At 69.4% G+C, this 20,124-nt stretch carries 5 protein-coding genes; 1 reads left to right on the top strand and 4 read right to left on the bottom strand.

Annotated features, from left to right (window positions below):
- Positions 1–60: 60 nt before the first annotated feature.
- The 4 genes from ACFTS5_RS09135 to ACFTS5_RS09150 form a co-directional block, all read right to left on the bottom strand.
- Complete coding sequence (locus ACFTS5_RS09135; RefSeq protein ID WP_378629132.1) at positions 61–891, bottom strand: SDR family NAD(P)-dependent oxidoreductase; 831 nt, start codon at positions 889–891, stop codon at positions 61–63.
- Positions 892–899: 8 nt separating this feature from the next.
- The gene (locus ACFTS5_RS09140) at positions 900–1,394 is read right to left on the bottom strand and encodes a nuclear transport factor 2 family protein (RefSeq protein WP_378629135.1); all 495 of its coding nucleotides are present in this window, start codon (positions 1,392–1,394) and stop codon (positions 900–902) included.
- 167 nt (positions 1,395–1,561) lie between these two features.
- Entirely contained in the window at positions 1,562–1,948 is a 387-nt protein-coding gene (locus ACFTS5_RS09145) for a hypothetical protein (RefSeq protein WP_378629137.1), read from the bottom strand.
- Between the two features lie 174 nt (positions 1,949–2,122).
- Positions 2,123–3,349 (bottom strand): PucR family transcriptional regulator, encoded by a 1,227-nt coding sequence (locus ACFTS5_RS09150; protein WP_378629139.1) that lies wholly within the window; start codon positions 3,347–3,349, stop codon positions 2,123–2,125.
- 263 nt (positions 3,350–3,612) lie between these two features.
- Between ACFTS5_RS09150 and ACFTS5_RS09155 the strand changes: the two genes are divergently transcribed.
- Positions 3,613–20,091 carry an amino acid adenylation domain-containing protein gene (locus ACFTS5_RS09155; RefSeq protein WP_378629142.1) on the top strand — a complete coding sequence of 5,493 codons (16,479 nt, stop codon included), beginning with the start codon at positions 3,613–3,615 and terminating at the stop codon, positions 20,089–20,091.
- Positions 20,092–20,124: the final 33 nt, after the last annotated feature.

Genomic DNA, 20,124 nt, shown 5'->3' on the forward strand with positions numbered 1-20,124 from the left:
CGGCGCCGCGTCTTTCGCCACATGCGGGTCTCCCGCACAGCGGGAGCCACGGCTCCTGCCTCAACGGACGCCGAAGAGCGCGCCGCCACCGAACGCCGCGCGATGTGAGACCGGTTGTCCGCCATCGAGATCGGTGATCCCGTAGTCGACGGCGGCCTCGGCTGTGATCACCGTGCTACCGCTGCGCGTGCCGACCTGTGGATCGGTGGCCAGGGCCAGAACGACCCGGCCGACGAATTCCGGTGTCTCCGCGCCGGCGATCGGGAACCCCTCGATGTCTTCGACACCCATCGCCAGTACCTGCTCGGTGCGCACGATGCCGGGCCACAGCGACAGCGTGCTCACGCCGGTGTCGCGCAGTTCCACGGCCATGTCGGCCGCCATCTTGTCCAGGCCGGCCTTCGACATTCCGTACAGCACCGAGTGCAGGTAGCCGCGGGTGCCGAACGAGGAGATGTTGGCGATGACGCCGCTACCGCGAGGCACCATGAGCCGTGCCGCTTCGACCGAGGCCACGTAGTGCGCCCGCAGGCCGACACCGATCAGGGTGTCCCAGTCGGCGACGGGCCGTCGCCAGAACGGATCACTGAATCCGGCGAAACCGTCGGGATTGGCCCAGACGTTGTTGACCAGCAGGTCGAGCCCGCCCTGTTCGGCGGCGATGCGGGTGAACACCGCGGCGATCTGCGCGTCGTCGCGATGGTCGCAGCGCACGGCGATGCCGGCGCCGCCGCGAGCGCTCACCTCGGCGGCCGCGACCTCCAGGGGGCCGCCGTCACCTTCGGTGCCGCGCCCGGTCAGATACACCGTCCAGCCCGATGCGCCCAGTGCCAGCGCGATTCCCTTGCCGACGCCACGGCTGGCGCCGGTCACCAGAGCGATCTTCGACATGTCCGCTCCTACTGCGCGATCCGGGTGGCGTCATCGAGGGGGCGGGTGATCGCCCACAACTGGTGGAACGTGCACGTCGCGATCTTCCAGTGCCCGTCCTGCACCCGGTATTCGTCGGCGTACTCACCGGTGGCGACGGTTTCGGTGCGCTCGATCAGGTTGACCTGGCGAAAGCGCAGCGTCCACCGGCCGCTGGCTGTGCCGTCCTCGCGCACGGTGATGTCGGGGTGCACGCCGTGGTGCATGTCGAGGATCGCGTTCTTGCCGTCCACCTGCTGCAGCGCGATCGAGGCGAAGACCGCGGCCATGCCGTCGGCGTCGGTCGTACCGAGCGTGCCGTAGTCCAGCACCGAGCCGGTCGCGACGAAACAGTCACGGAACCCGACCGGGTCTTTGGCGTCGCAGGCACGGAAATAGCGGTGCTTGAGCGCGGTGATCGACTCGATCGCCGCCAACCGTGCGAGGTGGCGGGCCAGGTCGTCGGGCGGCGGTGTTGCAGACATCGAGCTCCTCGGTCGAATCGACAGATCAGACGTGAAGGAGCTCGAAATGGCCGTGAGCGTCCGCTTTCTCTCCTACGTCTCGCGGCCGCCACCGTATGACCCGAACTCGGTCACCGGGTGCCTGCGTTCCCGCTCATCGGGAACGCCCGCGGGTCTGTGTACCACCATCAGGGGCGGTCGACGTCGGGAATGATGACCTCGGGCTTGAAGATGACCTTGTAGTGGTAGGGACTCACCTCGGCGGCCTCGAGCTGTTCGACGAAGTAGCTCACGTTGTCCGAGAGCCCGAGAAAGTGCTTCTTGTATTCCTCGTCGCCGGTCTTGCACGTCACCTCGAGCTGGTTGTTCTCGTCCTTGATCGAGCATTTGCCCTCGATGGACAGCAGGTACTTGTCGGTGATCCCGTTGAAGAAGACCACGCGACGGTTGATCTTGAACTGGTCCGATTCCTTGGACAGGTTCTTGGACACCACGTCGGCGTCGCTCGAGCACCCGGTCACCGCGATGGCACCCGCGAACAGCGCCGCGACAGCGGCGATCAGCTTCTTGTTCATTCCCCCACCTCGTTCGTCCTGCTTCCGACCATCATGAACGTCAGCGATCGAGATCGCCACTGTCAGAGCCATTCCCACTCGCCCCGGGCTGTGGCGCGCCGTACGGCGACGAGCAGGTCACCGACCCGATGGTCGCGCCCGGCCTGCTGTGCGTCCCGCACAAACCAGCTGGGCTCAGATTGTCCGGGTCAGGACATGGGGATACCAGCGGCAGATGCCCAGGGCGAAGCGTAGTTCGAAGGTGTCGGTGTCGACAGCGATGCCGTAGCGACCGGTGACCTGTTGGATGCGGTACTGCACGGTGTTGCGGTGGACGTCGAGGACGCGGGCGGTGCGCGAGTAGCTGGCGCCTTCGGCGAGAAATACCTCGAGGGTGTGGCGCAGCAGTTCCACTTTGGCGCTGTCGCCTGCCAGCGATCCGAGAACGCGGTGGACGAGGCCGGTCAGCTCGTCGGGGTCGTCGGACAGCAGCGCGAAGGGTGCGATCGTGTCGTAGTCGACGACGGTGGGCGCGGTCTCCCCGGCCGAGACGACGAGCGCCTTGGCTCGTGCCGCGCCGCGGGCCGAGCGCCGGAAGCCCGGCAGTCCCTCGCCGACCGGCCCGAGCGCCACCCGTATCGGCAAGCCGGAAGCCTCGAGCTGGGCGGTGAGTTCCTCGACCGCGCACGGTTGCCCGGTCGGGAACCACAGGCACATGGCGCGGTCTCCCGACGCGGCGACCAATTCGGCGCCACCGGTGCCCATCGCCGCGGCCAGCAGCTGTCGGGCCTGCTCGAGCGCGCGCACCGCCTCCGCGCCGGTGACCGTCGACCACACTTCGGCCGCGTGGTGCCACTGATCGAGTCGGTAGCCCAGCGCTTCCTGGGCGGCCCCGACATCGACGTCGTCGTTGTCGAGCAGCCGCGCGATCCATTGCTGGCGTGCGGCTTGGCGGCTGCTGAGCCAGCGGTCCCGTTCCGCCTCGTAGATCCGACCCATCGACGAATTGAGCCGATCCAGGTAGGTGCCCGCGAACTTGAGCAGTTCGGCGATCCGGGCGGGCTGGTCAGGGCCGGGAACGGCCAGGACGAGCCCGATCGCGGCATCGAGGATCCGGTACTGCCCGAGCCCGTAGGCGCGCAGCAGGATCGTCAGCGGCACACCGCGCCGGGCCAGCCGTTGGGCATAGGCGGCGGCCCCGGGGGGCGGGCCGGCGGTGGCCGGGTCGATACCGTTCGCCAGCACGTACTGCACGGCGGCGATGTTCTCGGCGATGCTGGCGGCGCGCATCTCGGCCAGATCGGCGGCGACGTCGTTGAGCGGGATCATCTGCTCGGTCACCCGGATGAGGTCGGCGGTGATGGCGTCGACGCGCGGGCCCAGTGCCTGTCCCACCCACACCAGGGATCCGTATGCCGCCATGCGCGCTTCCGTCCGTTGAACAAAAACCGTCGACGGCATTGTGCCATCCGCACAAATTTCTGGTCGATTCGGTCTCGGCGTCGATAAACAAACCGGTCATGTGGTCGTGACAGCGTGACATGTGGTGTCATGGTCGCCGAACGCCCCGATATCGACTCCTTCTTGCTTGTTCGACACTGGTCCGCCCCGGTAGGCCGAATCCGACAGGGTTCGTGGGTCATCGCAGAGCTGTGGGCCGGTTAGCTGAAGGATGTTGTACTCGAATGCGTGAAGCGCGCACCTCTCCACGTGAAGTTCGTCGTGCGCCGCGCGGTCGAGGCAACCGAAAGTCGAGTACTCCCCTCTTCCCTCAGCTGCTGACCGCGGCGGTCGATACCGCCGGTGATGCCGTCGCCGTGTCCTACACCCCCGTCGACGGTGCACGCCGCGAACTCACCTACACCCAACTCGACGAGTACTCGTCCCAACTGGCCAGAGACCTGATCGCACGCGGCATCGGACCCGGCGATGTCGTCGCGCTCGGATTCACCCGGTCGATCGAGTCGGTGGCGGCGGTGTGGGCGGTGGCCAAGACCGGCGCTGCCTATGTCCCTGTCGATCCGGCGCTACCCGCCGAGCGGATCGCCTATCTTCTCGAAGACTCCGGCGCCGTCCTCGGTCTCACCGGCACTGCACACCGACAAATGCTGGGCGATTCGGTCGACTGGCTCGACATCGACGACCCGGCCCAGCACAACCGCATCGCCACCTACCCCGCCCACCCGATCTCCTACCTCGACCGAGTTCGTCCGCTGATCGATCAGCACCCGGCCTATGTCATCTACACCTCCGGTTCGACCGGCCGTCCCAAAGGCGTGGTCGTCACCCACACCGGTCTCGGTGCCTTGGTCGCGGCCGCCCGGGAACGCTATTCGATCGACGAAGGCGACCGCGTGCTGCACGTGTGCTCGCCGAACTTCGACGTCTCGGTACTCGAGCTGCTGGTGGCCTTCAACTCCGGTGCCACGCTGGTGGTCTCACCGTCGACGGTCTTCGGCGGCCCCGAACTCGCCGAGCTGCTGCGCCGCGAACGCGTGACCCACCTGCTGATCACCCCGGCAGCGCTGGAATCTGTCGACGCCCACGATCTGGATGCCCTGCGTGTCGTCGTCGTCGCGGGCGACGCTTTCGGCCCGACCCTGGTCGACCGCTGGGCCGACGAGCGTGCCTTCTTCAACGGCTACGGCCCGACCGAGGCCACCATCCTCGCCACCGGCACCACCGCACTACGGCCCGGGCAGCCCATCACGATCGGCACGGCATTCGCCGGAGTCGGTGCGACAGTGCTGGATTCGCGCCTGCGCCCGGTTCCCGCGGGCGTGGCGGGTGAGCTGTATCTGTTCGGGCCCGCGCTGGCCCAGAGTTATCGGGGCAGGCCCGCGCTCACCGCCGAACGATTCGTCGCCTCACCTTTCACCGATTCCCGCATGTACCGGACCGGCGACCTGGTCCGGCGCACCGCCGACGGCGATATCGAATACCTCGGCCGCTCCGATTTCCAGGTCAAGATCCGCGGTTTCCGCGTCGAGCTCGGCGAGATCGACGCCGCACTCACCGCCCACCCCGACATCGAGTACGCGGTCACCCTCGGCACGAAAGCCGACTCCGGCGCGACCGTGCTGGTGTCGTATGTGCTCGCCCGGCACGGCACGACGATCGACACCGACGACGTAGCCCGTTTCGTCGGCACTTCCTTGCCCGCCCATATGGTGCCGACCGTCCTGATGACCCTCGACGAGATCCCGTTGACCCCCAACGGCAAACTCGACCGCAACGCCCTGCCCGCACCGGTTTTCGGTGCTGTGGGGTCGCGCGCGCCCGAAGGCCCGGTCGAGACCGCCATCGCCGAATTGTTCACCCAGATCCTGGGTCTGGAGCAGATCGGTGCCGAGGATTCGTTCTTCGCCGCCGGCGGTGACAGCATTCTGTCCATCCAGCTCGTGTCGCGAGCGCGCAATGCCGGCATCTCGTTCACCCCGCAGGCGGTGTTCGAGCACCGCACTGTCGCCGGGTTGGCACGGGTGGCGGTGCTGGGTGCCGAGTCCGCGCCCACGTTGACCGAACTGCCCGGCGGCGGTGTGGGCGTGATGCCGTTGACGCCGGTGCTGGCCGCCTCGCTGGCCTCAGGACGGGTGTTCGGCCGGTTCACCCAGCAGATGGTCCTGGCCCTGCCTGCCGGTATCGACCGAAACGCCCTCGTGGACACCCTCACCGCCGTGATCGATCACCACGACATGCTGCGGGCCGGTCTGCGGCAGGTCGACGGTCAGTGGGAGCTGCACACCCTGCCGCCGGGCGCGGTGGATGTGCGCGAGCTGCTCCTGCGCGTCGATGTCCCGGCGGGCACCGACCAGCTCGGTGAGATCGCCGACGCCGCGATGGATTCCGTGCTCGCGGCGCTGGATCCGCAGGCGTACCGGATGATCGGCTTCGCGTGGCTCGCCCGTCCGGACGGCCCCGACGGTTTGGTCGTCGCGGCCAACCACGCGGCGATCGACGGTGTGTCGTGGCGAATCCTGTTGTCGGACCTGGTCGCCGCATGGGCCCAGTTCGGTCGACGTGTCGTCCTGCCCCCGGTCGGCACGTCGTTTCGTCGCTGGGCGCACGGCCTGACCGAGACGGCGCCGAGCAGGCGCGAGGAACTCGACCACTGGCGCCAGACCCTGTCGGTACCCGACCCGCTGCTCGGCGATCGTCGGCTCGACTCTCGCGACACCGCGTCGACGGTGCGAACCATCAACGTCGAAGTTCGTGCCGACATCACCCAGGCGATCCTGACCGACCTACCAACCCGGTACCGCGCGGGCGCCGAGGACGGCCTGCTCGCCGCCCTGGCCATGGCTGTGCGCAGGTGGCGGGCCCGGCGCGGTGTCGACGCACCCGCGACCCGCGTCCGCCTGGAAGGCCACGGCCGCGAACAGTCCGCGGTCGACGGCGCCGATCTGACCCGCACGGTCGGCTGGTTCACCAGCATGTATCCGATCGCCCTCGACCTGAGCGAGGTCGAGGCCGACGCCGCGTGGCACGGTGGCGACGCCACGGCCGCCGTCGTCAAGGCCATCAAGGAACAGCTGCGCGCGGTGCCGCACAAGGGCATCGGTTTCGGCATGCTCCGCCATCTGGACCCGGAATCGGCACCGCAGCTCGACGGCCCCCTGGGCCAGGTCGGCTTCAACTATCTGGGACGTATCACCACGGGCGATCTCGGCGATTCCGACCACAGCTGGCTACCCACCGACGCGTGGGGCGAGCCCGTCGCCGAACAAGACCCCGATCTGCCCGCTGCCGCCGTCATCGACATCAACGCCCTCGCCACCGGTACCGACGCCGGACTGACACTGCGCGCGTCGTTCTCCTACGCCTCCGGCATCATCGACGAGGCCTCGGTGCGCGAACTGGCCGACAGCTGGACCGAGGCCCTGACGATCCTCGCCGAACACCTGCGCGATCCGGCGGCCGGTGGCCTCTCACCCGCCGACGTGCCGCTGGTCCAGGTCACCCAGGCAGAACTCGACACCTGGCATCGCGAACGCCCGCACCTGACCGATGTGCTGCCCTTGGCGCCGCTGCAGCTCGGTCTGTTCTTCCTCGCCCAGGTGTCGCCGGCCGACCCGTATCTGGTCCAGCTCGCGGTCGAGCTGACCGGCGAGGTCGACACCGACCGCCTGCGGCGAGCCGCCCGAACCGTCCTCGACCGCCACGCGATTCTGCGCACGGCCTTCAGATCGTCGGCAGCGGGCACACCGGTCGGTTTCGTGGCCGAGGGTGTCGCGGTGCCGTGGCAGATCATCGACACCGAACTCACCGACGCCGACGAGTTCCTGGCCGCCGAGGCGCGGATCGGTTTCGAACTCTCCACCGCGCCGCTGCTGCGCTTCACGCTGTACCGCCGTGCCGACGGCATGCACCTGGTGTTGACCGCGCACCACCTCCTCGTCGACGGCTGGTCGATGCCGTTGCTGATGCAGGAACTACTGCTCTGCTACGCCACCGACGGCGCCCCGGCGGCGCTGCCGCGGGTACGCCCCTACCGTGACTACCTCGCCTGGCTCGCGGGCCGAGACCGCTCCGCCGCGTTGCGCGGCTGGCGCGAGGCGTTGACCGGGCACACCCCGACCCTGCTGACCACCGCGGTCGCGCCGCCGACCGAGCCGTGCGAGGGCCACGGGATGTGCACGGTCGAGCTGTCACCGGCCGAGGCCGAGGACCTGGCGGCCTGCGCCGCGGCCAACGACGTCACGGTCAACACCCTGTTCCAAGCGGCATGGGGTGTGGTGCTGGCCGGTGCGGTCGGCCGCGACGACGTCGTGTTCGGTGCGGTGGTCTCGGGCCGCCCGCCACAGCTGGACGGTGTCGACACCATGGTCGGACTCTTCGCCGACACGATCCCCGTTCGCGTCCGTTTCACCGAGTCCGAGCCGCTGCGAAACATGTTGTCGCAGCTACAGTCCGAGCAGATCGCCGTGCTGGACGGCCACCACCTCGGTCTCGCCGAGATCCAGCGGGCCGCGGGCTCGGGCGAGCTGTTCGACACGCTCATGGCTTACGAGTCCTACCCCGTCGACACCGAGGGAATGCGACGCGCGCAGGGCTCCATCGACGGCCTCGAGATCGTCGATGTCCGAGCCGCCAACGCCACGCACTACCCGGTGGCCGTGGGTGTCGAGGTGGGCGAGGGGATCCGCGTCGGCCTCCAGTACCGCCTGGACCTGATCGATACCGGCATCGCGCACGCTCTCGCGCACCGCCTCCGCGCCACCCTCGACGCCTTCCTCCACACACCCGACCAGACCGCCACGCAGCTCCTGGACACTTTCGACCAGCACAATGATGCGATCACGGAGGCGAGCTACTGGCGTCGCGTCCTCGCGGACCTGCCTGCGGAACTGGACCTCCCGACAGATCGCCCCCGCCCCGCGAGCCCCGTGCAAGCCGATGCCCGCGTCGGCTTCGAGATCCCCGCCGAACTTCATGACCGCGTGCGGCATTTCGCCGATTCCCGCGGCACGACCGTCTTCAGCCTCGTGCACACGGCCTTCGCGGTGCTGCTGGCCCGACTGTCCAACACCGACGACATCGCGATCGACACCCTGTGCCCACAGTTTCCGGACGCCCGCCTGGTGTTGCGACTACCGGTACGCGGTGCCATTTCCGTCGACGAGCTGCTGGCCGAGGCGACCACGGCTCACCGTCGGGCGTTCACGCGAAACGCATTGTCACACAAGAGCATTAAGGCTCTCACTGACGCCGCGCAGCCAATGGTCCGGGTCATGCTGGTGCCGGACGAATGCGCGACGGCCGCCGGGGAACGCGACCTCGTACTGTCCCTGCGCACCCAGAGTTCCGCCCGCGTCGACGACCACCGGCGATCGGGAGCCGAGGATGACCACGGGCTAGGTGCCGTCGCGGCAGGCTGTGCCGACGACGACCGCCTGACCGGCGGCATCAATGCCGAATTCGTCTACGCGAGCGCACTGTTCGACGAGGCAACAGTCGAAGTGTTCGCGCAACGGCTGATTCGGCTGCTCACCGACGCGATCGAGCACCCCCACACCGCGGTCGGTGACCTCACGATCCTCAGTACCGTGGAGGAAACGACTCTCACCGCGCGCAACACCGACACCGACACCCGCACCGCACTGTTGCCCGACCTGATCGCACGTGGCCACGCGCTGGGTCCCGACCGGATCGCCGTCCGGCACGAGAGCCGTTCGATCACCTACGGCGAGCTGTCCGAGCGGACCTCCCGGTGGGCCCGCGAACTGATCGCCCAAGGCGTCGGCCCCGAAGTCGCTGTCGCCGTTGCCCTTCCCCGGTCCTACGACATGGTCGCGGCCGCGCTCGCCATCGCCGCCGCGGGTGGGGTGTATGTGCCGATGGACCCGCGCAATCCCGCGCATCGCCTCCAGCACCTGGTCACCGACTCCGGCGCGATACTCGGCATCACCGCCGCCGCGCATCTGGAAGACCTGCCCGACGACCTGACCTGGCTCACCCTCGACGACCTCGACCGAGTCACCGCCACCCACCCGACGACACCGATCACCGACGCCGACCGCCGCGCACCCCTGCGCGTCGACCACCCCGCCTACCTCATCTACACCTCCGGCTCCACCGGTCTGCCCAAGGGCGTCACCGTGACCCACGCCGGTCTGGCACCGCTGGTCGAGGAGGCGGTCCGCCGCTACCGCCTCGAGTCCGAGCACCGCTTCCTGCACATCTGTGCCCCCTGGTTCGACCCCTCCGTGCTCGAATGGCTGTGCGCGTTCACCACCGGCGCGACGCTGGTCGTCGTCGGGTCCGACATCGCGGGTGGGATCGAACTCGCGGATCTGCTGGCCGCCGAGTCCGTCACCCACGCCATCATCACCCCCGCGGTCCTGGGCACCCTCGACCCGGCCGGTCTGCACGCACTGGAATCGTTGTCCGTCGGCGGTGACGTGACCACCCCGGAACTTCTCGCGAAATGGCAGCCCGGCCGCCGCTACCTCAACGGTTACGGCCCCACCGAGACCACGATCATCTCGTCCTACGCCGAACTCGCTGCCGGACAACCGATCTCGATCGGCGCCCCGGTGCACGGCACGCACGCGATGATCCTGGACGCCCGCCTGAACCCGGTCCCGCGCGGTGTCACCGGCGAGCTCTATCTGAGCGGGCGCGCGTTGGCGCGCGGCTACCGCAATCAGCCGACGACGACCTCGGCCCGATTCGTCCCCGACCCGTGGGGTGCGCCCGGCACCCGCATGTACCGCACCGGCGACCTGGTACGTCTGCGCGACACCGGCGACATCGACTATCTCGGCCGTGCCGACGCCCAGGTGAAGGTGCGCGGTTTCCGGATCGAACCGGGCGAGATCGATGCCGTGCTCGTCAGCCACCCCGATGTCGAATTCGCGGTGACCGTCGGGCGTCGGAGCCCCGCCGGATCGACCACGCTGGTGTCCTATGTGCTCGCGGCACCGGATCGTTGCGCCGACCCCCACGTCCTCACCGCGTACGCCACCGACCGCCTGGCCGCGCACGCGGTGCCGTCGGCGATCGTGGTTCTCGACGCGCTGCCCCTGACCTCCAACGGCAAACTCGACCGCAACGCCCTGCCCGAACCGGTCGTCGCGACCGTGCCCACCGCGGCACCCATCGGTGCGAGACAAACTCTGCTGGCCGAGCTGTTCGCCCGCGTCCTCGGCATAGCGCGCGTCGGCGTGCACGATTCGTTCTTCGCGCTCGGGGGCGACAGCATCCTGTCGATCCAGCTGGTATCACTGGCCCGCGCCGCGGGCATCGTCTTCACCACCCGTGACGTGTTCGAACACCGCACTGTGGCAAAGCTGTCCGACATCGCCGCGCTCGACAGCCCACAGTCGCCCGTGCTGGCGGAACTGCCCGGCGGGGGCATCGGCGATGTCGCGTTGACGCCGGTCCTTGCCGAGTTCCTGACCACCGGTTCCAGCGACCGTTTCGCCCAGACCATGGTCCTGGCGCTCCCCGAGAACATCGACCGCCCGGCTCTGGTCGCCGTCATCGCCGCGGTCCTGCGCCACCACGACATGCTGCGCTCGCGCCTGCGACGAGACAGCGACGATTGGCAGTTCGAAGTCCTGCCACCCCACGCCGTCGACGTGGACGCCCTGATCACCGAGGTCGACGCGTTCACCGCGATCACCCCGGACGAGCTGACCCGAATCGGCACGGCCGCCATGGATTCGGCGCTCTCGGCGCTGGACCCCACCACCGCCCGCATGATCGCCTTCACCTGGATCCGCAGGCACGACAGCCGCGATGTCCTCGCGGTCGCCGCCCACCACTACGTCATCGACGGCGTCTCCTGGCGGATCCTGCTCCCCGACCTGGTCGTGGCCTGGGCCCAGTACACCGCAGGTCAGCGGATCGCCCTGCCGCCGGTCGGAACGTCGTTCCGCCGATGGGCGCACGGCCTGGCCACCGCCGACCGCACCGCCGAACTCGACCACTGGCAACAGGTCCTGTCCACCCCTGACCCGCTGCTCGGCGCCCGCGCGGTCGACAGCAGCCTCGATACCGAGGCGACGATGCGGTCGATCACCGTGCAGATCCCCGCCGAGATCACCGAACCCCTGCTCACGACGTTGCCCGCGCAATACCGGGCAGGCGCCGATCACCCCCTGCTCGCCGCCTTGGCCTTGGCCGTGCGGGTCTGGCGTGCCCGTCGCGGTGTCGACGCTCCCACACTGCGATTGCGGCTCGAAGGCCACGGCCGCCAGGAGGACGCCGTCCCCGGCGCGGATCTGACCCGCACCGTCGGCTGGTTCACCACCGTCTACCCCGTCGCCCTCGACCTGTCGGCGATCACACCGACGGTCTTCGACGACGAAGCCCTCGCCGCGACGGTGCGCACCGTCAAAGAACAGCTGCTGGCCGTGCCGGACAACGGCATCGGCTTCGGTGTGCTGCGCCGGAACCCGCGGACCCGAAACCGGTTGTCCGGCACCGTCGGCCAGATCGGCCTCAACTACCTGGGTCGCGCGAGCACCGCGGCCCAGCCCACCGACGACACCGCGTGGCTGCCCACCGCCGACCTCGGTGACATCGACGTCGACTACGACCCCACCCTGCCCGCGCACACCGTTCTCGACATCAACGCGATCGCCGTCACCACCGACACCGGGCCGCGGCTGCGGGCGGACTTCCGCTACGCCACCGGCATCCTGTCCGAGTCCGAGGTCCAGGAGCTGGCCGACGACTGGACGAGCTGGCTCACCGCACTGGCCGACCACACCCTCCACCCGTGCGCGGGTGGGCTGACCCCCTCCGATGTTGCCCTGGTACAGGTTTCGCAAAACGACCTCGACACCTGGCGCACCACCCACCCGGGCCTGTCGGATGTGCTTCCACTGTCACCGTTGCAGCACTCGTTGCTCGCACTGGGCGACATGCTCGATGAGTCGGTCCACGCCTACGTCATCCAGCTCATGGCCGAATTGACCGGCGAGCTCGACACCGACCGGCTTCGCCACGCGGCCGCGACGGTGCTGAACCGGCACGCCAACCTGCGCTCGGCCTTCGTCACCACCCCCGACGGCACCCCCGTTCAGCTCGTCGCCGACGCCGTCGAGGCGCCGTTGCGGATCGTCGCAACCACCGACACCGAGCTGCCCGCCCTGCTCGCCGCCGATCAACAGGCAGGGTTCGACCCCACGATCGCGCCGCTGCTGCGATTCACGGTGTACACCACCGGTTCCGGGCGCAGCCACCTCGTCCTGACCGGCCACCACATCCTCCTCGACGGCTGGTCCATGCCGCTGCTGATGAAGGAACTGCTCGTCCTCTACGCCACCCACGGCGACGCGACCCCGCTGCCGCCGGTGCGCCCCTACCGCGACTACCTCGCCTGGCTCACCCGCCAGGACCGCACCGCCGCCGAGCGCGCGTGGTCGGAGGTCCTCGACGGGGTGTCGACGACGATGATCGCCCCCGAGCTGACCTGGCCACCGGCGACCGGCCACGGCTACGGCCTGTGCGAGTTCGAACTCGACGCCGCGCGGACTTCCGCACTGACCGCCTTCGCCGCGGCCGCCGAGGTCACCGCGAACACCGTGTTCCAAACAGCCTGGGGCCTGGTCGTCGCCGCGAGCACCGCGCGCGAGGATGTCGTGTTCGGCGCGACCGTGTCCGGGCGCCCGCCCCAGCTCGACGGCGTCGGCGACATGATCGGGCTGTTCGTCGACGCGGTCCCGGTTCGGGTGCGCATCGACCCCACCGCCACCGTCGGTGACTTGATCCGCGCCGTCCAAGCCGAGCAGGCCTCGCTGCTCGATCACCACCATCTCGGCCTCGGCGCGATCCAGCGCGTCGCGGGACTGGGCGAACTCTTCGACACCATGCTCGCTTTCGAGTCCTACCCCGTCGACGTCGAAGGCCTCCAACAGGCAGGCGGCGCGCTCGACGACCTGAGCATCGACGACCTGCACGGCGCCGACCACACCCACTACCCGATCACAGTCCTGGTCTTCCTCGGTGCCCGCACCCAGGTGCAGATCAAGTACCGCCGCGACGTCGTCTCGGATCCTGCGGCCCGCGCGCTCACCGACCGTCTCCGCGCAGCGATCGACAACCTCGTCGCCACCGTGACCACGCCTGTCGTCCGCATCGCCCAACAGCTCACCACCGACCCCGCCGACCCGATCACCCGATCCCGCTACTGGCGCCAGACCTTGGCCGACCTGCCGGCTCGCCTGGCTCTACCCACCGACCACGTGGTCGCCGGCGGCGCACGCCCCGACCGCTCGCGCGCGCAGAGTGGGCACGCGGAGCGTCGCCTCGATGCCGAGCACGGTTGTGCCCGGACGACCGTCCCGACGACGGTGCACCGAGCCCTCCATGAACTCGCCGACACCGCGAACGTGAGCCGGCAATCGCTGGTCCGCACAGCCTTGGCCGTACTCCTCGCGCGGCTCACCGCGTCCGATGACATCGTGATCCGAACCCGCACCCCTGATCTGGTGCTGCGCACCGTCGTCGATCTCGCGGAGCCCTTCCTCGATCTGCTCACGCGGGCGCACGAGGCCGAGACGTCGGCGCTGGCTCATGCCGGAATTCCGCTCGCGGACTTCGCCGAGCTGCTCGGCGTGGAGCCCCGTGCACTGGGACAGGTGTCGCTGGAAGTACGGTCCACCGGCTCATCGGACAACTCGTTGCCCGTCCCCGGGGCGGCGACGAGCGAAGCGGGTTCGGATGCGCGGCACACCCTGCCCGGGGACGACGCCGTGACAGCCGGTGAACTCACCGTGACGGTGGTCGAGACGGCGTCGGGCACGGCGATCGAGATGTCTTTCGCCCGCACCGTTTTCGATGACCACGAAGCGGACACGTTCGTGCGGCGTCTGGCCCGGCTGCTCACCGCGGTCGCCGCCGATCCACGGATTCCGGCCGGCGATCTACCGCTGTCCGATCACGCCGAGTACACCTTCTTGACGCACCTCGGTGACGGCCAGACCCCGGCTGCCACCCCCACCCTGCCCGAGCTGCTCGTACGCGGCACCGGCTACGGCCAGCATCGAATCGCCGTGCGCGACACCGCGAACACCTACACCTACGGCACCCTCGACGCCGATTCCTCACGCCTGGCCAGAGTCCTCATCGACGAGGGAATCGGCCCGGAAACGGTCGTCGCCTCGGCGATCCCGCGCTCCTACGAGTCGGTCCTCGCGTTCTGGGCGATCGCCAAAGCGGGTGGCGTGTACCTCCCCGTCGACCCGAACTACCCCGAAGACCGTGTCCGTCACATGATCGCCGACTCCGGCGCCACCATCGGCCTCACCGTCGCCGCCAGGGCGAACAGCCTGCCCGGCTCGCTGCGCTGGCTGGCGCTGGACGAACCGGCCGCCCGGGCCCGTATCGCCGCCCGCTCGTCGACCCCGGTACGCGACCGCGACCGCCGAGCACCCCTGCGCCGCGACAACATCGCCTACGTGATCTACACCTCCGGCTCCACCGGCACACCCAAGGGCGTCTCGGTCACCCATGCGGGACTCGGCGCCCTCGTGACCCACTCGGCGGCCCTGATGCGCCTGCGCCACGACCACCACATGCTGCACGTCTGCTCGCCCAGCTTCGACCAGTCGATCGAGGAACTCGGCACGGCCTTCCACCACGGCGCCACCCTGGTCATCGCCCCGCCGGACACCCTGGGTGGCGCCGACCTCGACGACCTGCTGCGCACCGAACAGGTGACGCACACGATCATCACCCCCGCCCTGCTGAGCACGCTGAACCCGACCACCCTGCCCGACCTGCAGTGCGTGTCCGCCGGCGGCGAAGCCACCGCCCCCGAACTGCTGGCCACGTGGCAACCGGGCCGCAGCTTCCTCAACGGCTACGGCCCCACCGAGGCGACCATCGGCGCGACCTACTCGGCGCTGCGTGCCGGGGACCGCGTCACGATCGGTCGCCCCGTGCCGGGCATGCGGGCCGTGGTCCTCGACGCCCGTCTGCACCCGGTGCCGGTGGGCGCCACCGGTGAGCTCTATCTCGCGGGTCCCGCACTCGCACGCGGGTACCGTGGCCGCGCCGCCGCCACCGCGGATCGTTTCGTCGCCTGCCCCTGGGCCGGACCCGGCGCACGCATGTACCGCACCGGCGACCTCGTCCGCTGGGTGCACGGCGACACCTACGAGCTGGAATACCTGGGCCGCACCGACTTCCAGATCAAGATCCGCGGCTTCCGCATCGAGCCCGGTGAGATCGACGCCGTCCTGCTGCGGCACCCGCAGGTGAGTTTCGCTCTCACGCTCGGCACGCAGAACCCCGCCGGGGACACCGTGCTGGTCTCGTATGTGACAGGCCGCGAGGTCGACCCCGGCGCCATCACACGGTGGTCGGCGTCGATGCTGCCCGCGCACATGGTCCCGGCCGCCGTCGTCGTCCTGGACCGGATCCCGCTCTCGGCCGCCGGAAAGATCGACCGAACTGCGCTGCCCGCACCGGAGTTCGCGACGCGCGCCTACCGTGCGCCCGCGGCCGGGCAGGAACGAACCGTCGCCGAGGCGTTCGCCGAGGTGCTCGGTGCCGAACGCGTCGGCGCCGACGACAATTTCTTCGATCTGGGCGGCAACTCACTGCTCGCCACCCGCCTGACCGCTCGAATCGGTGCCGCACTCGACATCCGGGTGCCGGTGCGCGTGCTGTTCGCCGCACCCACCGTCGCCGCGTGCGCGCACGAGATCGCCGGATTGGCCCGCGCGGCCCGCCGACCCGCCCTGCGGGCGCGCCCACGACCTGATCACATCCCCCTCTCGCCCGCCCAGCAGCGCATGTGGTTCCTCAACCGCTTCGATACCGCGACCGCCGCCTACAACATCCCGGTCGTGCTCCGCCTGACCGGCGAACTCGACACCACCGCGATGCGGCAGGCCTTCACCGATCTCGTCGCACGCCACGAGATCCTGCGCACCGTCTACCCGACTGTCGACCAGGCACCAGCCCAGATCGTTTTGCCGTCGGACCACCCGGATGTACCGCGCCTGCACATCACCACGATCGCCCCGGACGTCGACGAAAGCCTGACCCCCGCAGTGACAGCACTGGTTTCGACCGTTTTCGATGTCACCCGAGAAGTGCCCTTGCGTGCCACCCTGTTCGAGCTCGGCCCGGACGACTACGTCCTGGCCATGGCCGTGCACCACATCGCCGGTGACGGCTTCTCCGGCGGACCCCTCACCCGCGACCTCGTCATCGCCTACACCGCACGCGCACAAGGACAGGGCCCCACCTGGGCACCGCTGCCCGTGCAGTACGCCGACTACGCGATCTGGCAGCAAACCCTGCTCGGCGACGAAACCGATCCCACCTCGGTGTCGGCCACCCAGCTCGCCTACTGGCAGCAAGCCCTGGCCGGGCTACCCGACCAGCTCGAACTACCCCGCGACCGGCCCCGACCGGCGATCCAGTCCTACGCGGGCGGCCGGGTCCCGTTCACCGTCGACACCGCCACCCACACCGCCCTCGCCGAACTGTCGCGTACCCACGGCGCGACCCTGTTCATGGCCGTGCACACCGCCTTCGCGGTGGTACTCGCCGAGCTGTCGGGCACCACCGACATCGCCATCGGCACGCCGGTCGCCGGCCGCGGCGAGGCCGCCCTCGACGACCTGATCGGGATGTTCGTCAACACCCTGGTCTTCCGCACCCGCGTCGACGCGGATGCGAGCTTCGCCGAACAGCTCACCCGCCAGCGCGACACCGACCTGGCCGCCTTCGCCCACGCCGACATCCCGTTCGAACGGCTGGTGGAAGTCCTCAACCCGGCCCGCTCCACCGCCCGCCACCCCCTGTTCCAGGTCGGTCTGTCGTTCCAGAACCTGGCCGAGGTGCGCATGGACCTGCCCGGCACGAGCGTGTCGTCGGTGGAGCTCGATCGGGAGCTGTCCCAGTTCGACCTGCACCTGATCGTGGCCGACCGCTACACCGCCGAGGGTTCGCCGGCGGGCATCACCGGCTACTGCACCTACGCCGCCGACCTGTTCGACGCGGCCACAGTCGCAGGTTTCCTGGCCCGGCTCACCCGCCTGATCACCGCGGTGGTCACCGACCCGGGCGCACCGCTGCACACCATCGACCTGCTCGCCCCCGCCGAACGAGCCCGGATCCTCGACACCTGGAATCACACAGCGCGCCGAACAGATCCGACCGCGACCCTCGCCTCGCTGTTCGACGCGACCGTCTCGCGCACCCCGGACGCCCTCGCCCTCGTCGCCGACGACACCCGGCTGACCTACGCCGACCTCGACGACCGGGTCAACCGCCTGGCCCGTTACCTCATCGCCGCGGGCGTCGGCCCGGAAACGCGGGTGGCGCTGGCGATGCGGCGATCGATCGACCTGGTCGTGGCGATGTACGCGGTCAGCGCCGCGGGCGGCGTGTACGTGCCGATCGACCCCGACCACCCCCGATCGCGCACCGGCTACATCCTGGACACGGCCGCCCCGCTGCTCGTCCTCACCAATGCCGGCACCTGGCTCGGCGCGGCCGACGACCTCGCGACAACCCGTGTTCGATGTGTCGAGCAGGTGGACCTCGCCGCACACAGTCCCGCCTCGATCACCGACCGTGATCGCCGCGCGCCCTTGCGTTCCGCGAACACCGCCTACGTGATCTTCACGTCGGGATCGACGGGGCGCCCGAAGGGTGTCGCCGTCTCCCACGCCGCGATCGTCAACCAGTTGCGCTGGAAGACAGCCGAATTCGGCCTCACAGCACAGGACAGCGTGCTGCTCAAGACCGCGGCCACCTTCGACCTGTCGGTCTGGGAGTTCTGGTCCGCGGCGATCTGCGGCGGTCGACTGGTCCTCGCCGCGCCCGACGGCCACCGGGATCCGGCCTACCTCGCCGACCTGATGCGCCGCGAAGAAGTGACAACTCTGCACGTCGTGCCGTCGATGCTCGACACCCTGGTCACCGAGCAACTCCCATCGTCGCTGCGCCGCGTCCTGGCCATCGGTGAAACCCTGCCGGTCGCATTGACGCGCCGATTCGCCACCGCGGCGCCGAACACCGCCCTGTTCAACGTCTACGGGCCGACCGAGGCCGCGGTCTCGATCACCAGCCACCGGGTGAGCGCCGCCGACACGACCACCGTCGCGATCGGCACACCGGTCTGGAACAGCCAGGTCTACGTCCTGGACGCACGGCTACGCCCGGTCCCCGTCGGCGTCCCGGGCGAGCTGTATCTGGCGGGTGCTCAGCTGGCCACCGGTTACCTGGGCCGTCCCGACCTCACCGCCGAACGCTTCGTCGCCGATCCTTTCCACGTCGGCACCCGCCTGTACCGCACCGGCGACCTGGCCGCCTGGCGCGCCGACGGCGAACTCGAATACCGCGGCCGCACCGACTTCCAGCTCAAGATCCGCGGCTTCCGCATCGAACTCCCAGAGATCGACGCGGTGCTGGCTTCCCATCCCGACGTCGGTTTCGCCGTCACCGTCGGTCGCGAGAACCAGGCCGGGGAAACAGTTCTGGTGTCCTACGTGGTGGCCTCGCACGGCCACGAGGTCGACGTGGACGGCCTCGCGCGATGGGCGGCCCAGGCACTGCCCACCCACATGATCCCGGCCACGATCATGGTGCTCGACGAAGTCCCCCTGTCCCACACCGGCAAACTCGACCGCGCCGCGCTGCCCGCGCCCGAATTCGCCACCCGCGCCTATCGGGCCCCGGCCACGGCCATCGAACACACGGTCGCCGCAATCTTCGCCGACGTCTTGCGCCTGGACCGCGTCGGCATGGACGATCACTTCTTCGAACTCGGCGGCACATCACTGAGCGCCACCCGCCTGTCGACCCAGCTGGGTGCCGCGACGGCCGCGACCGTCCCCGTCACCTGGATCTTCACCACCCCTACCCCGGCGGGCATCGTGGCGGCATTGCGCGCCGAGGGCGCCGACAGCGCGGGCATCGATGCGGCTTTCGATGTCCTGCTGCCCTTGCGCGCCGAAGGCACCGGCGCACCGCTGTTCTGCGTCCACCCCATCAGCGGTATCGCCTGGTCGTTCAGCGGCCTCGCAGCCCACCTCGACCGCCCGCTGTACGGTCTGCAGTCACCGGCGCTGAGTTCGAGCGAGCCGCTGCCGGATTCGATCGAGGAATGGGCACTGCGCTACCTCAAGGAGATTCGCGCGGTGCAGGCCGAAGGTCCGTACCACCTGCTCGGCTGGTCCCTGGGCGGTGTCATCGCGCACGCCATGGCGGTGCAACTGCAGGAGGACGGCGAGGAAGTCGCGGTGCTGGCCATGCTGGACAGCACCCTGTCGTCGGCTTCGACGGCTGTCGCGACGACGGTGACCGCCGCCGACCTGCTCGGCGGATTCGCCGGCACCGACCAGGTGGACCTCGCCGACCCGGTCGACATCCACCAGCTCGCCCGGACACTGTTCGAGCTCTCCGCACCACAAGCCGCAGCCGACCCGTCCCGCATCGACCGGATCGTCGACGCGGCGACAGCCTCGGTCGCCCTCGACGCCGCCTACCACCCCCGCCGTTTCGACGGCACCCTCACCTATTTCACCGCGGCCCACAGTGATCCGACCGGAACCACCGGTGCGTCGTCCTGGTCCGAGGCGGTGACCGGCACCGTCGACAATCACGCGGTGGCCGCAACCCACTGGCGCATGACCGAAGACCACGCCCTCACCGTCATCGCCGACACGTTGCGCAAGGAACTCGGCTAGCCGACACCGATTCCACAACCCGATGCTCGGGTC

It is taken from the genome of Nocardia sp. NPDC056952 (genome assembly GCF_042674185.1).
Lineage (GTDB): Bacteria > Actinomycetota > Actinomycetes > Mycobacteriales > Mycobacteriaceae > Nocardia.

Bases quoted from the DNA above. Each gene is read 5' to 3' on its own strand.
- ACFTS5_RS09155 (WP_378629142.1), top strand. From the start codon at position 3,613: ATGCGTGAAGCGCGCACCTCTCCACGTGAAGTTCGTCGTGCGCCGCGC.
- ACFTS5_RS09140 (WP_378629135.1), bottom strand. From the start codon at position 1,394: ATGTCTGCAACACCGCCGCCCGACGACCTGGCCCGCCACCTCGCACGG.
- ACFTS5_RS09145 (WP_378629137.1), bottom strand. From the start codon at position 1,948: ATGAACAAGAAGCTGATCGCCGCTGTCGCGGCGCTGTTCGCGGGTGCC.
- ACFTS5_RS09135 (WP_378629132.1), bottom strand. From the start codon at position 891: ATGTCGAAGATCGCTCTGGTGACCGGCGCCAGCCGTGGCGTCGGCAAG.
- ACFTS5_RS09150 (WP_378629139.1), bottom strand. From the start codon at position 3,349: ATGGCGGCATACGGATCCCTGGTGTGGGTGGGACAGGCACTGGGCCCG.